At 32.5% G+C, this 14,861-nt stretch carries 15 protein-coding genes and 1 riboswitch; of the genes, 10 read left to right on the forward strand and 5 right to left on the reverse strand.

Annotated features, from left to right (window positions below):
• The first annotated feature begins 181 nt into the window (after positions 1–181).
• Positions 182–285: riboswitch (SAM riboswitch) on the forward strand.
• Between the two features lie 117 nt (positions 286–402).
• Both metK and ACKF5P_RS02835 read left to right on the forward strand, forming a co-directional pair.
• Positions 403–1,584: a methionine adenosyltransferase gene (metK, locus tag ACKF5P_RS02830; RefSeq protein ID WP_408955978.1), complete on the forward strand. Its 1,182-nt coding sequence runs from the start codon at positions 403–405 to the stop codon at positions 1,582–1,584.
• A 267-nt stretch (positions 1,585–1,851) separates the two neighbouring features.
• Positions 1,852–2,352 (forward strand): response regulator, encoded by a 501-nt coding sequence (locus ACKF5P_RS02835; protein ID WP_408955979.1) that lies wholly within the window; start codon positions 1,852–1,854, stop codon positions 2,350–2,352.
• A gap of 191 nt (positions 2,353–2,543) precedes the next feature.
• Here the strand turns inward: ACKF5P_RS02835 and ACKF5P_RS02840 are convergent, their stop codons facing one another.
• The gene (locus tag ACKF5P_RS02840) at positions 2,544–2,696 is read right to left on the reverse strand and encodes a hypothetical protein (protein ID WP_408955980.1); all 153 of its coding nucleotides are present in this window, start codon (positions 2,694–2,696) and stop codon (positions 2,544–2,546) included.
• Between the two features lie 221 nt (positions 2,697–2,917).
• Here ACKF5P_RS02840 and ACKF5P_RS02845 point away from each other — a divergent pair, with 221 nt between their 5' ends.
• The 4 genes from ACKF5P_RS02845 (at position 2,918) to ACKF5P_RS02860 (ending at position 7,079) form a co-directional block, all read left to right on the forward strand.
• Positions 2,918–3,088: a small, acid-soluble spore protein, alpha/beta type gene (locus ACKF5P_RS02845; RefSeq protein ID WP_408955981.1), complete on the forward strand. Its 171-nt coding sequence runs from the start codon at positions 2,918–2,920 to the stop codon at positions 3,086–3,088.
• 79 nt (positions 3,089–3,167) lie between these two features.
• Positions 3,168–4,346, forward strand: a complete 1,179-nt coding sequence (locus tag ACKF5P_RS02850) for a tRNA pseudouridine(54/55) synthase Pus10 (RefSeq protein WP_408955982.1) — start codon at positions 3,168–3,170, stop codon at positions 4,344–4,346.
• A 66-nt stretch (positions 4,347–4,412) separates the two neighbouring features.
• Positions 4,413–6,212, forward strand: a complete 1,800-nt coding sequence (gene pepF / locus ACKF5P_RS02855; protein WP_408955983.1) for an oligoendopeptidase F — start codon at positions 4,413–4,415, stop codon at positions 6,210–6,212.
• 210 nt (positions 6,213–6,422) lie between these two features.
• Entirely contained in the window at positions 6,423–7,079 is a 657-nt protein-coding gene (locus ACKF5P_RS02860) for an outer membrane beta-barrel protein (protein WP_408955984.1), read from the forward strand.
• Positions 7,080–7,194: 115 nt separating this feature from the next.
• Here the strand turns inward: ACKF5P_RS02860 and ACKF5P_RS02865 are convergent, their stop codons facing one another.
• From ACKF5P_RS02865 to pdxS, 3 genes are all read right to left on the reverse strand, one after another.
• Positions 7,195–7,935, reverse strand: coding sequence for a PHP domain-containing protein (locus ACKF5P_RS02865; protein WP_408955985.1), 741 nt, complete (start codon positions 7,933–7,935; stop codon positions 7,195–7,197).
• Positions 7,936–8,182: 247 nt separating this feature from the next.
• Entirely contained in the window at positions 8,183–8,338 is a 156-nt protein-coding gene (locus ACKF5P_RS02870) for a hypothetical protein (RefSeq protein WP_408955986.1), read from the reverse strand.
• A 42-nt stretch (positions 8,339–8,380) separates the two neighbouring features.
• Entirely contained in the window at positions 8,381–9,259 is an 879-nt protein-coding gene (pdxS, locus tag ACKF5P_RS02875; RefSeq protein ID WP_408955987.1) for a pyridoxal 5'-phosphate synthase lyase subunit PdxS, read from the reverse strand.
• A gap of 270 nt (positions 9,260–9,529) precedes the next feature.
• Between pdxS and ACKF5P_RS02880 the strand changes: the two genes are divergently transcribed.
• On the forward strand, positions 9,530–10,987 hold the full coding sequence (locus ACKF5P_RS02880) for a PLP-dependent aminotransferase family protein (RefSeq protein ID WP_408955988.1): 1,458 nt from the start codon (positions 9,530–9,532) through the stop codon (positions 10,985–10,987).
• Here the strand turns inward: ACKF5P_RS02880 and ACKF5P_RS02885 are convergent.
• Positions 10,984–11,505, reverse strand: coding sequence for a D-glycero-alpha-D-manno-heptose-1,7-bisphosphate 7-phosphatase (locus tag ACKF5P_RS02885; protein ID WP_408955989.1), 522 nt, complete (start codon positions 11,503–11,505; stop codon positions 10,984–10,986). The genes ACKF5P_RS02880 and ACKF5P_RS02885 overlap by 4 nt on opposite strands.
• A gap of 309 nt (positions 11,506–11,814) precedes the next feature.
• Between ACKF5P_RS02885 and ACKF5P_RS02890 the strand changes: the two genes are divergently transcribed.
• From ACKF5P_RS02890 to ACKF5P_RS02900, 3 genes are all read left to right on the forward strand, one after another.
• Positions 11,815–12,495 carry a response regulator transcription factor gene (locus ACKF5P_RS02890; protein ID WP_408955990.1) on the forward strand — a complete coding sequence of 227 codons (681 nt, stop codon included), beginning with the start codon at positions 11,815–11,817 and terminating at the stop codon, positions 12,493–12,495.
• Position 12,496: 1 nt separating this feature from the next.
• Positions 12,497–14,302, forward strand: a complete 1,806-nt coding sequence (locus tag ACKF5P_RS02895; protein ID WP_408955991.1) for an ATP-binding protein — start codon at positions 12,497–12,499, stop codon at positions 14,300–14,302.
• Between the two features lie 95 nt (positions 14,303–14,397).
• The gene (locus ACKF5P_RS02900) at positions 14,398–14,727 is read left to right on the forward strand and encodes a GerW family sporulation protein (RefSeq protein WP_408955992.1); all 330 of its coding nucleotides are present in this window, start codon (positions 14,398–14,400) and stop codon (positions 14,725–14,727) included.
• Positions 14,728–14,861: the final 134 nt, after the last annotated feature.

The raw sequence follows: 14,861 nt of genomic DNA on the forward strand, positions 1-14,861 counted from the left end.
TAAATAATGGATACATTAAATTGATATTAAGTTTAATGTTAAGTTGAGATCTACCTTATGGTTGCAACGGTTGGTTTAACATTAAATTTAAGCTATTTTGTAATTAAATTGCAGTAGGTATTGACAGAAATTATCCAATATGTTAAACTTATAATACTTATAAAAAAATCATATAATTATAAATGCATCAAGAGTAGTGGAGGGACAGGCCCTATGAAGCTCGGCAACCACCTTGAAAGAGGAACAGGTGCTAATTCCTGCAAGGATATCCTTGGGAGATGTAGGAGGTTAAGAAGCATCTCTCCTATGAGGAGGGATTTTTTGTTATTATGTTATAGATTTTAATAGTAATGAGCTTAGATATATGATTTTATTGTTCAATTATTAAAGGAGGAAGAATATATGTCTAAAAAATATTTGTTAACATCTGAATCAGTTACTGAAGGGCATCCAGATAAAGTTGCTGATCAGATTTCAGATGCCATATTGGATGAAATTTTAGCTCAAGACCCTCAAGCAAGGGTAGCTTGTGAAACTAGTGTTACAACAGGAATGATTTTAATAGCAGGTGAGATAACTACAGATTGTTATGTTGATATTCCTAAGGTTGCTCGTGAAAAAGTGAAAGAAATCGGTTATACACGGGCCAAGTATGGGTTTGATGGTGATACTTGTGCAGTTTTAACTTCGATTGATGAGCAATCTTCTGATATTGCTCAAGGGGTAGATGAAGCATTAGAAGTTAAGCAGGGTGAAGAAGAGGAAGAAATTGGAGCAGGAGATCAAGGAATTATGTTTGGATATGCTACTAATGAAACTGAAGAATTGATGCCTTTACCAATAACTTTAGCTCATAAGTTAGCAAAGAGGTTGGCTCAAGTAAGAAAAGAAGGAATTTTAAATTATATTAGGCCTGATGGAAAGACACAGGTAACTGTGGAATATGAAGATGATAAACCGGTTAGAATTGATGCAATCGTTGTATCTACTCAACATAATCCTGAAATTAGTTTAGAACAAATTAGAGAAGATATAATCGAATATGTTATTAAAGAAGTAATTGATCCTGATTTTTTAGATCAAGAAACTACATATTATATTAATCCAACTGGAAGATTTGTAATTGGAGGGCCTCAAGGAGATGCAGGGTTGACAGGAAGAAAGATAATTGTAGATACTTATGGGGGATTGGCCCGCCATGGAGGTGGTGCTTTTTCTGGTAAAGATGCAACTAAAGTAGATCGTTCTGCAGCTTATGCTGCTCGTTATGTAGCTAAAAATATTGTTGCAGCTGGTTTAGCTGATAGGTGTGAGGCTCAGCTATCTTATGCTATTGGAGTAGCTCAGCCTGTTTCAATTATGGTTGATACCTTTGGAACTTCTAAGATTGATGAAGTTAAAATTGAAGAACTAATTATGAAACATTTTGATTTGCGACCAAGAAAGATTATTGAGAATTTAGAATTACGTAAGCCTGGATATAGTCAGATAGCAGCTTATGGTCACTTTGGTAGAAATGATTTAGATCTTTCTTGGGAGCGAACTGATAAAGTAGATATTTTGCAAGAAGAAGCTGGAATATAAATATAAGTTAAATTTTTTAAAGCAGGGATGATTATCATCTTTGCTTTTTTTATTGTTATATTTGTGTTAGGAAATTAATTTCGTCCTAGTTTTTTATTTAGATTACTGCTAACTTTTAACTTACAATTAATTTAAAATTTCAGTAAAATTATTAATCAGTTAGAAATTTAGTTTTAGATTGGAATAAATTATTGAATTTTATTGTAAGAGGAATTATAATATTAGTAATAGATGATCTTTTAATTTCGTAGGGAAAGGAGGAGGGATGTGGAAAAGATATTGGTTATAAATGATTCTGAATTTGAACGGAAAGTTTTTAAATATGTTTTAAATCAGTTAAATAAAGAAGTAGTTGAGTCAAAAGAGTTTGAAATTTATAATAAGATAGAAAAGGTGGAACCTGATGTAGTAATAGTTAATTTGATAATGAAGGAGATAAGAGGAGATAATTTAATTCAAGAGATCAAAAAGAGATATCCTAAATTAAAATGCATATTATCCTCTTGTAATCAAATAAATCTTAAGGATTATAGAGATAAAGATGTAGACGCTATTCTTCAAACTCCTGTTGAACAAAATAAGTTAGTAAAGGTTTTTGAATTTTTGAAAAATCAGCAAAAAAAAATTACTGAGCCCAAGACCAGCAAAGAAAAAAATGAAATAGAAGTAAAAAGTGATTTTTCTTTTTATCCTTGCTGTGGTAAAAAAATTGTAGGAGAAGGATTCGAAAAAATTTCTTTTTGTCCCTACTGTGGTAAAGAGATATAATTATTTTTATCTTTGACTGATATTAGACAGTAGTAGCTTAGCAATTTTTTAAGTGATAAAGAAAAGTTGACAATTGGGAAGATAGGTAGTGAATGTCCAACACCTATTGTAATTATCTCACAACAGGTGTTGATTAAAATTGATTGAATTTTTTACAATATTAATTAAAGAGCCACTTTTTTAATAGTCAATTATTCTTCAGATTTATCTTTGAAGTCATGAGGAATAAAGATATTTGATCTTGAGTCATCAAAATTATTGGGTAAAAAGAGATTAGGCCAAGTTGAGTGTAAGAGGCTCTTTTCAAGATACTCCTTTTTAATATCTTGCTGATGATTATCCATTTTACCCCTCCTAAGTTTTGAATATTGACTTATTAATTAGTATTAGTTTATTGATTAAGATTATACTCAGTTATTTTTTTTGATATTTCTATATCAGATCATAAATTAAAAAAATGTTAAAGATTTTAACGAAATTAGTGTTGTAAAAAATATATAAATACTGAATTTACATAGAGTAATTTTAATGATACTGTTAATAATAATAAATGGAGGTGACCCCAATGGGAAATATTATGTCCGATGAAACTAAGTATGAGTTAGCAGAGGAGTTAGGATTTGCTGATAAGGTGAAGGACGGAGATTGGGGAAATATAACCACCAGAGAAGCTGGGTCATTGGTTAAAAGAGCAGTAGAGAAGACAGAAGAATCATTGGCCCAACAGGAAGAGTAGGGATTAATCCCTACTCTTTTTTTAGAAAGTTAGTTAATTAAAAAATCAAATGTTAATTGATATGATAGAGGTGATAAAATTGGAACTTACAATAAAACGTGATAAATTAATAGAAGAAGGGCTTTGTGATCATTGCTTAGGTAGACAATTTGCTAAGTTAGGTTATGGACTTGAAAATTATGAGCGGGGTGCAATATTACGCTATAATAAAGAAGTTAGTAAGAAGGACTTTGTTAAAGACAATATACCAAAACATTCTAAAATTGGTGGAGAATGTTGTTTATGTCAAGGCGTTTTTGAGAAGGTAGAAGATTACGCTAGTTTAGTTTGTAAGACATTAAAGCCATATCAGTTAAATAGTATTTTAGTTGGTGTCTCTTTGCCACAGCAGATGAAAGAAGATGAGAAGAGGTTATGGTCTAAATATGGCAAACAAGATGCAGAATTAATCAAATCGGAACTGAATCGTTTGATCGGCAAGAGGGTATTAAGAAAGCTTAATGTTGAGGTTGACTTTGAACGTCCTGATATTAGTCCGGTAGTTGATATTGATAAGCAGAAGGTTAAATTACAGATTAGCTCACTTTTGATTTATGGTAAGTATAATAAATATATTCGTGGTATATCACAAACAAAGTGGTTCCATGATAGAAGAGTAAAATCGGTAGAAGAGATTATAGCCCAACCAGTACTTGAGGTTGCTGAGGCTGATGGGGCCAAATTTCATGGGGCAGGAAGAGAAGATATTGATGTTAGATGTTTTGGAAAGAGAGATTTTGTTTTAGAGCTGATTAAGCCTAAAAAGAGAAACCTTGATTTGCAAGAATTAGAGAGAAGAATTAATACTTATCAAGAACAAGTTGAAGTCTTTGAGTTGGAATTGACTTCTAAAAAAAAGGTTAAGAAAATAAAGGGTAAGAGGGCTTCTAAGGTTTATAAAGCTTTGATTGTGACAGCTCAAGAGATTGACCCAGATAAGTTGAGTAAGTTAAAGCAACTTAGTGGTACTATCAAGCAACGTACTCCACAACGGGTTAACCATCGCAGAGCAGATATGGTCAGGCAGCGAGAAATCTATAAATTAGAACCAGAAATACTGACTGCTAATAAATTCGAATTAATAATTAAGGCTGAGGCAGGGGCTTATATTAAGGAGCTGATCTCTAGTGATGATGGTCGAACAGAACCTAGTGTTGCTCAGTTGTTAGGTTGTTCAGCTGAATGTGAGAGATTAGATGTAATTGGAATAGATAATTAAATTAATATTTCTGAGCTGAACTTGGGTAATATAAGAGTAAGAGCAAATATAATGAGGAGGAGCTAAATGGATAATCAAGGTTTGCCATCTAGGGGTGAGATTGAAGAGAAGTTTAAGTGGGATTTAACAGCTATTTATGAAAGTGATCAAAAATGGGAAGAAGAGTTTAGTCAAGTGGCAAGTAGAATACCTGAACTTGAATCTTATCAAGGAGAGTTGGCAAAGTCAGCGGATAAATTATTAGCTGGCTTAGAGTTAAGTACTGAATTGAACCGTTTATTAGGAAATCTTTACACATATGCTAATCGCAAAAGTGATGAGGATACAACTAATAGTAAATATCAGGCTTTGCTTGCTAAAGTACAGGGATTGCAGAATCAATTATCCAGTGCTACTTCATTTATTATTCCTGAAATATTACAGTTGCCTGTTGAAAAGTTAAAGGACTTTATAGAACAAGAGGAGGGCCTAGAGCTTTATCAGCAGAATTTAGATGATATTATGAGAAGAAAAGAACATTTCTTGTCGCCAGCGGAAGAGAGGATTATTGCTTTGGCAGGAGAAGTAGCTCAAGGGCCAGAGAATATCTTTGGTATGCTCAATAATGCTGATCTAGATTTTCCAACTATTGAAGATGAGAATGGGGAGCAGATTCAAGTTACTCATGGACGCTTTATTGAGTTATTAAAGAGGGATAATAGAGAAGTAAGAAAATCAGCCTTTGAAGCTTATTATAATCTATACCAGGGTCAAGAAAATACTCTAGCTGCAACTCTAAGTACCAATATTAAGAAGGATCTTTTCTATATGAGAGCTAGAAATTATTCAAGTTCTTTAGAGGCATCATTAGATGGTGATAATATTCCAATTAAGGTTTATGATAATTTATTGCAGACTGTAGAGGATAATTTAGATTACCTACATGATTATATGGAGTTAAGAAAGAGAACATTACCTGTCGATGAACTTCATATGTATGATCTTTATACTCCATTAATTAGAGATATAGAGATGAAGATTGAATATCAAGAAGCTAAGGAGATTATTTTGCGGGCCTTAGAGCCTTTAGGTGAAGAATATTTAAAGGTTGTTAAAGAGTCATTTGAAGATAATTGGATCGATGTTTATGAAAACAAAGGAAAACGTAGTGGTGCTTATTCTGCTTCAGCTTATGATGCTCATCCTTACATTCTATTAAATTATACAGAGCAGATTAATGACCTTTTTACGTTGGCCCATGAGTTAGGACATGCTTTACATTCATATTATTCTAATCAAAAGCAACCTTATATTTATGCTAATTATAGTATTTTTGTAGCAGAGGTTGCTTCGACAGTTAATGAAGCTTTACTAATGCATTATTTACTAGATAATACTGAGGATGAAGAAAAGCGAAAGTATATTTTAAATCATTATTTAGAGCAATTTAGAGGTACAGTCTATCGTCAGACTATGTTTGCAGATTTTGAAAAGCTGATTCATCAGCAAGCAGAAAAAGGTCAGGCTTTGACCTCAGATTTATTAGCAGAGTTATATTATGATTTAAATCAGAAATATTATGGAGAGCAGGTTGTAGTAGATGATCAAATTGCTATTGAATGGGCTAGAATCCCTCATTTCTATTATAACTTTTATGTTTATCAATATGCTACTGGTTTCTCTGCTGCTGTTGCTTTATCACAACAGATTTTAGAGGAAGGTCAAGAAGCTGTTGATAGATATTTAGAATTTTTAAAGGGTGGTAGTTCTGATTACCCACTTAACCTATTACAGCAAGCTGGAGTCGATATGAAATCTTCTGAGCCTATTGAGAAGTCATTAGAGGTATTTTCAGATTTGATTCAAGAGATGGAGCAATTAATTTAATAATTTAAAGGGGCAGATCTTTTAATAAGGTCTGTTTCTTTTTTGAAGCAAGAAATTACTTTAAGTTCTTTAGTTATTAGTAAGGCGATATTTTTATTCAATTCCATAATTTAAATTTTGAGGTGTTAAGTTACTAGAGGTTTTCCTTAGTGATTCTAGAATATTGTAATAATCAAGCTAATTAAATATAATATTAATGGAGGAGTAGTCATGAAAAAATTTGTAATTGTTTTTGTGCTAATGGTTTTAGTAAGTTCATCTACACAAGTGTTGGCTAGAGGATTTGAAGTGGTTGGTGGAAGTACTTATAATACCTTTCTTCTTTCTTTATCTGTTGATGGTGAAGATGTCTTGATTGGAGATGGGATTAAGGAAAGGTTAGAATATGGAGTCGGTTTTTATGCTGGGGGAAGGTATTGGTTGAATGATCGATTGGGAATTGAGGTAGGAGTTGACCAAGCGGCTAGTAGTTATGAAGAGTCCAATTCTGATTCTATCTTTGAGATTGAAGAAGAGTTGGTTGGCCCGTATGCTGGATTGAGGTATCGCTTAAATGATAAATTTCAACTAGAAGCGGGGGCTGTTAACTATTCTTATCAGCAGAGCCAAACTGAAATTTATCAAGATCTAGAGGAATTTGATGAAGTTTCTGCTAGAGGTGGGGGTTTAGGCTTTTTAATAGGAGGGGAATATAACTATTCAATCAGGGAAAATTTATCTTTGATTAGTAGTTTTAATCATCGAATCATAACAATTGATATCAATGAAGCTTATGACTATGAGGAAAGCAGATTGGTTGATGTGGAGAAAGAAAAATTAAATATGGGTGGCTTAAGGGTTAGTCTGGGCATTAGTTATGATTTTTAAGAAGTTATTAACTTAATTTTTCAAGGGAGAGTTACTTAAATAACTCTCCTTTTCTTGATTTTAATAAAGATTAATATTTTAGCATAGTTTTATTTTTTACAATATATTACTAGTATCAGCTAATTTCAAATATATGAGAAAGATGTTTTCCAAATAAGGCAATTATAGAGCAGATATTATAAAAATTCTTTTTAAAATAAGAAAACTTGCGGAATTTATTATTTTGAAAATTGTGGAAAGATATAATTTCTTTGTTAATATGAGCATCACTACCAAAAGTAGCAAGTTTGTCTTCTTGTTTTCTCAATTTTTGAGCAATTAAATTTCTATTTTTAGGGACTGCGTGATTATATATTTCTATTCCATCCGCTTTTTGGAGGGCTTTTTTGATATAAGATTTATTTTTAATATAGTTTTTTTGAGCTATGCCTGCAATATGAGGAATAGAAATAAATGAATTATATTTTTTAGCTTCAGTGAGATAATGTTGGTACATTTTATCAGTTCGTGTGATTTTATATTTATTTTTAAACGGCTCTACACTATTAATATAAAAATCCTCTAGTTCTTGAGCTGTCTTAAAGTAGATTAGGAATTCAAAACTATCTTTACAGCCAACTTCTATCCCAGGAACAACATTTAAATTTTTTGTTGTACATAATTTAAGGTTATTTTTGATTGAATTATGATCAGTGATTGAGATTAGATGGGGGATGTGTTGTAAAAAATTTCTTAAAAATTTGGGCTTAATAAGTCCATCACTATCTTCAGTATGAATATGAAGATCTATATATTCTAGTGAGGCTTGACTTGAAAACTCATCAAAAAAAGCAGGCAAATCATTAGCATTTATCATTAGGTTACTCCTTTACTTATTAGGATATAAAGTTATTATACCATTAAGTGAAGGGCTTTACAAATTACATTGGGAGAATAGATTTTCAATTTATGGAGATTGAGTATAGTTGATCTCTTAATTGTTCTTATTGTTTTATTAAGGACTAATCTTATTGTATTGCTATTAATTAGATATATGATATTTAGCAAAAAAAGTTAAGCTGGTCTCCTAGGAAACCAACTTAACTTTTTATTAATTCTCAATTTCATCTGTTAACTTTCTTTATAAAATATTGATGAACTGTCAAGTCTTGATCTAATTCTGGATGGAATGATGTAACGAATAAATTACCTTGTTCAGCAGCTACAATCTTTCCATCTAGTTGTAATAAAGTGGTAACTCCATCTCCAATTTTAATCATAACTAGATCACTCTCTTTATAGAATACTTAGTTGATAATTATTTACCAACCACGATGGGCTAATTTTTCCTCTTGTGGTAATGTTTCAATATTAATCCCTACCATTGCTTCTCCAATATTTTCAGATACTTCAGCAATTATAGTAGGGTCATCATATTGAGCAGTAGCTTTAACGATAGCTTTGGCCCGTTTTTCTGGATTACCAGATTTGAAGACACCAGAACCAACAAAGACCCCATCGCAACCAAGTTGCATCATCAAAGCAGCATCAGCTGGAGTAGCTACTCCTCCGGCAGCAAAATTGACTACTGGTAATTTAGCATGTTCAGCTACATATTGGACTAAATCAAAAGGAGCACTCATCTCTTTTGCAGCAGTCATTAATTCTCCGCTATCCATAGTAGTTAATCTTCTAATTTGAGAGTTGACTGTTCTCATGTGTCTAACTGCTTCTACTACATTACCTGTACCTGCTTCACCTTTTGTTCTAATCATACCTGCTCCTTCGCCAATTCTGCGTAAAGCTTCACCTAAGTTTGTTGCTCCACAAACAAAAGGAACTTCAAACTTTGATTTGTCTATGTGATTATCTTCATCAGCAGGAGTCAACACTTCACTTTCATCTATGTAATTTACTCCTAATGCTTCTAACACTTGAGCTTCTACAAAGTGACCGATTCTTACTTTGGCCATTACAGGTATAGAAACAGCATTAATGATCTCTTTAATCATTGCTGGGTCAGAAGCTCTAGATACACCACCTTCTTTACGAATATCAGCTGGAACTCTTTCTAAAGCCATAACTGCAACTGCTCCAGCTTCTTCAGCAATTTTTGCTTCTTCTGGATCAGTTACATCCATAATCACCCCACCTTTTAACATTTGAGCTAAGTTTTTGTTCAATTCATATCGTTCAGTCATTATTCTTTTCCTCCTTTTTAGAAATCTTTACAACTAGTTAAGATTAAGTTATAATAAATGTATGGGTATAATATAAAAACAAAAAAAGTGTACCCGTAGTTTATTATGCCAAATTAGCAGTGTGTTGTCAAGAGGGGTACAATGGTTTAGTTTTTTTAGGCACAATTAATTTTTATGTAATAGTTAGGCAATAAGGCGATTAATTTCCATTTTATCATTAAATTTAAATTAGCTATTAATTCACTTTAAATAATAAATGGGGTGTGAGTAATGATTAAAACGATACAATTAGAAAAGGAATTAACCAAACCTTTGTATTTACAATTATATAGTCAAATTAAAAGGTTAATTGAAGAAAGAAAGCTGCAGGCTCATGATAAATTACCTTCAATAAGAAGATTAGCTGAAGAGTTACAAGTTAATACTGTAACTATTGTTAATGGCTATAATGTATTAGAAGAGGAAGGCTTAGTTTATAAAAAAGTAGGTAGTGGTACTTTTGTTATGCCTAATGAGGAAATTAAAGATAAACTTGAACCTAGTAAAGAAGAAAGCGATGAGTTAGAGTTAAAGAAGAGGGAAGGGATAATTAACTTTGGAACGGTTGCTCCCAGCCCTAGTCTATTTCCAATTCAATCTTTTAAAAGATTATTAAATCAGGTGCTTGATCGTGATCAAGGTTATGCTTTTGGTTATCAAAAAAGCCAAGGCTATTTACCACTGCGGGAATCAATTGCTCAATATGTGGAAAAATATCAGATAGAGATTGGTTCTGAGCAAATTCAGATTGTTTCTGGAGCTCAACAAGGCCTTGATGTATTGGCTAAGACGTTTTTAGACTATGGAGATACTGTTTTTGTAGAACGACCGACTTATCCTGGAGCTATTTCAGCATTTAAGTCAAGAAAGGTAGAGTTAATAGATATTCCCATTGAAAAAGATGGTTTGAATTTGAAGAAGTTAGAGAAGTTGCTGAAGCGTTATAAGCCGAAGTTTCTTTATTTAATGCCTAATTTTCAGAACCCAACGGGCTATAGCTATTCCTTAGATAAAAAGAAGGAGTTATTAAATTTAGCTGATCAATATGAATTATTAATTATTGAAGATGATTGTGTCAGTGATCTAAGTTATCTGGGCCAACCTCGTAAATCTCTAAAGGCATTGGATATGGAAGATAAGGTAATCTATCTAAAGAGTTTTTCTAAGCTCTATATGCCAGGGTTGAGATTAGCTTTTATGATTATTCCCTCCAGTTACTGTGAAGATATCTTATTATCGAAGTATTTGTCTGATATTTTTACTGATGGATTGGTGCAGCGAGTGTTAGACCTTTACTTTCGTAAAGAAGATTGGCAAGAACAATTAAACTGTTTAAAAGAAAAGTATAGTCAGCGTTATCAAGTGATGATTACTGCTTTAAAGAAGTATTTACCTTCAGATATCGATTATATAGAACCAGAAGGTGGACTTAATTTATGGTTGAAGTTACCTCAACAAATTTCTGTTTCTAAATTACATAAGACATTACGTAAAGATGGTGTAAATATAGCCCCCGGAGCATTATTCTATCATACTAAGCCCCGAAAAAATAGAATTAGATTGAGTATTGCAGCAGTTACCTGCCAACAAATTGAAACAGGAATACAACGGTTAGGCCAAAGGCTTAAAGAGGAGTTGGAAGAGGAGAAAGATTATAGATTTGATGACTCATTGATGCCTTTAGTTTAGTTTTTAGATTGTTGCTCAATTTTTAGTATAATATCAACTGCATCCTCCAATGTTGCTAAAGAGTAATCGGCTGTCGGACATTTGGCCCCTAATTTGATTGTAGTACAGTCTGCTTGATTACCAGCTTCAATATCAGAGTCTCGATCTCCAACTAGATAGGACTTCTTAAGCTCAATATCATGTTTATCAGCAAGTTCAAAAATCATACCTGGTTTTGGTTTGCGACAGTTACAGTCTGATTTGAAATGAGGACAATAAGCAATATCATCTATAGTTGCATCCTTTAGTTTTAGTTGTTCGATTAGATGTTGGTGAATTTCTTCTAAATCTTGCGCAGTGAAATAACCTGACTCAATACCCCCTTGATTGGTAACAACATAAACTTTGAAACAAGCTTGGTTTAGTTTTTTTATTGAATTGGCAGTCCAAGGATATAATGTTAAATCTTCTGCTTGGTTAACAGGTTGATCATATTTATTAATTACTCCATCACGATCTAAAAAGACAGCTTTAGTCATTTTCCCCCTCCTTATATTTAATATTTTCTTGATGTTTATTTGTTATGCAGGTAATATTTAATTTGTTTTTTTCACTTCCAAGCCTTAATTTTTATTTTATGAAGAATAATATTATTAGTTATAAAGTAATATTGTTTGTTAACATTTTCTTAATAATTGTCTGTTATACTAATTATTAGAGACCAAAATGATTATAAAATAATTTGAGTATCAGTGCTGATGTGAGATAAGTTTATTTTTTTAGCTTAAAAGTCTTTAGAGTTCTTGTTTTTAGCTGACACTATTAATTAAGTGGAAGAGGTGAATTAAATGAGCCAAGAAAAGGTATTAATTGTTGATGATGATCAAAATGTAATAGAGATTTTAAAATTATATTTAAATAAAGAAGACTTTATTGTTTTGAGTGCTCAAGATGGTCAAGAAGCAATTCGGAAGACCAATCAGGAAGGACCAGATTTAATTATTTTAGATATTATGATGCCTAAATTAGATGGGTTAGAGGTTTGTAAGGAATTAAGAAAGGATAATCAGATTCCGATTATCTTACTTTCGGCAAAGAGTGAAGAGTTTGATCGGGTTTTAGGACTGGAGTTAGGAGCGGATGATTATGTGATTAAGCCTTTTAGCCCTCGAGAGGTGGTTGCTAGAGTCAAGGTGATTTTGAAACGGATAAATAAAAACAATAACCCTGAAAAAGAATATGATTTAGTTGAATACCCTAATGTAAGTATTAATCCTAAGGAACGAAGAGTTGAAGTTGAAGGAGAAGTAGTTGAGTTATCACCTAAGGAATATGAATTATTACTGCTATTAGCAAAACATCCTAATCAAGTATTTAAGCGAGAACAGTTATGTGAGAAGGTTTGGGGGTTAGATTATTATGGCGGTTTGAGAACGGTAGATGTTCATATTAAATGGCTTAGAGATAAACTTGAAGTTGATTATATCAAAACGATTTGGGGGGTAGGTTATAAATTTGAGGTTGACTAAGATGTTTAATAACTTATTTAGTAAGATAATGGCCAGTTATATCTTAATCCCTATTTTGATCTTATCAGTTTTGCTTATTATATTACCTGATCATCTAGAAGATTACTTTATTCAAGCTAAAGAAAGTGAACTAGTTGAAAGGGGCCAACTGATCACAAGATTATTCAGTCAAAGGGAGGATCAATTTAAAGGTGGAGATATCGATACTTTATTGAGTATGGCAGAGGAACTAGGGGATACTAGTTTATTAATTATAGATGATAAGGGAAATATTATTACACAAGGAAGAAGGATGATGGATATGATGAGACAGCATCATCAAGGCAGACAAGATCATCCTAAAGGTATGATGCATCATAATCATAATCACTATGAACATCATAATAGAATAGTAGAAGGATTAGAGGAAGAATTAGAGATTATCTTAGCGGGAGAAAAATTGATTTTTAAAGGAAAAAACCCAATTTTTGAACAGCAGATGGTAGGAGTAGCTCAGTCGATTTCTCCTAACTTGGCCTTGTTTTTGTTATCGCCGATAGAAGAATTACAAAAAACAGTAATTAAGGTTCGTAATTTGACTATCCAAGTAATCATAGCAGCTATTGTTTTAGCTTTGATTTTGGGTTATTTCATTTCAAAAGGGATTACTCAGCCACTTCAGAATATGCAAGATAAAGTTAAACAGATGGCAGCAGGTGATTTTAAGGTTAAATTAGAAGATCTCCCTCAGGATGAAATTGGTCAGTTGGGAAGGTCTTTTAACTATTTAGCAGAAAAACTAGAGCGAAATATTAAAGCTTTAAATAAAGAAAAAAGAAAAATGGAAAGTATGTTAACCAGTATGGCAGAAGGTGTATTGGGGGTTTCTATGACAGGGGAAATTTTATTAGCTAACCCTAGAATAAAGGAGATTTTTAAGATAGAAAGTGAAGTTATAGAGCAAAAAACAATTGATTATTTTAATAAGGAAGTGGTAGAATTAGTTGATCAAGTTTTAGAAAGGAAGGAAGGATTATCTAAAAAAGTAGATTATCAAGCTAAGGTGATTGCTGCTCATGCGGCACCTATTAGAAAAGAGAAGGGGCAGTTAATAGGGGTAATTATTTTAGTAAGGGATATTACTGAACTAGAAAGGTTAGATGAGATGAGGAGGTTATTTGTAGCAAATGCCTCTCATGAATTAAAGACTCCCTTAACAGCAATTCAAGGTTATTTGGAAGCTATCTTAGATGGAATGGTTGAAGAAGAAGTTCAGGGAGAGTATTTAAAACGGGTTTTAGGTGAAACAAAAAGAATGAACCATTTAGTGACTGATATTTTAAATTTATCTCGTTTGCAATCAGACCAGATAGAGTTTAACTTAGAAGAAGTTGAGCTTGTTTCTTTAATAAAATCGGTAATTGTAAATTTAGAATCTAAGATAAAGGGTAAGACAGTTAAGTTGAATGGAGGTGAAGAGGTTAAAATAATGAGTGACTATGATCGTTTGAGGGAAGTAATTATAAATCTATTGAGTAATGCTATTAAATATACTGCTGATGATGGTCAGATTGAAATTGAAGTAGTTAAACAAGAAGAACTGGTAGAAGTCATTCTTTTTGATGATGGAATTGGGATTCCAGATGATGAGCTACCTTATATTTGGGAAAGGTTTTATCAAGTTGATAGAGTAAGAAGTCCTGACTCTGAAGGTACAGGATTAGGATTAGCAATTGTCAAAGAGATTATAGATGGTTTAGGAGGAGAAGTGATGGTAGAGAGCGAACAGGGGGTTGGTAGTAAATTCAGTTTCAAATTAAATAGGTAAAGGCTGACTTTTCTGGGGTGTTTTTTATTTATTTAAACTAATTTTTTTAATAATTTTGGGTAATATATTATAATGATAGAAGAGAGGGTGATGGTATGCCTTTAGAGTTTAGTAGTGATCTAAACTTTGCTTTAGATGAATTGATTACTAACGAGCAGATTATTGGGCAGCCTACTCAAGTAGCTGATATGTTGTTAGTTCCAGTTAGTGATTTGATTATCGGGGCAGGGGTAGGTACTGGAGCAAAAGCAAGGTTAGCAGGAGGAGGCGGAGGAGTTTATCTAATGCCTAAGGCAATTATTATAATTAGTTCTGACCAAGAGGTATCTTTATTACCTTTGGGAGTTGATGAGAGTGGTGAAGAGGTTGAAGGTTTAGTACCTAAGGTGTTGGGAGAAGTTGAGGAGCTAATTGGGAATAGTTAAGACAGGCCAGATGAATAGCTTATATGTGTTAGAACTAAATTTAAGTTCAAGTTTAAGTTTAAGTCTGAGTAATAGCTAAAACCCTTAGATTTTTAATGGTTGGCTTAACCTCAACTTTAGCCTTAAACTTAAGC

This window comes from Natroniella sp. ANB-PHB2 (assembly GCF_046097105.1).
Lineage (GTDB): Bacteria > Bacillota > Halanaerobiia > Halobacteroidales > Halobacteroidaceae > Natroniella.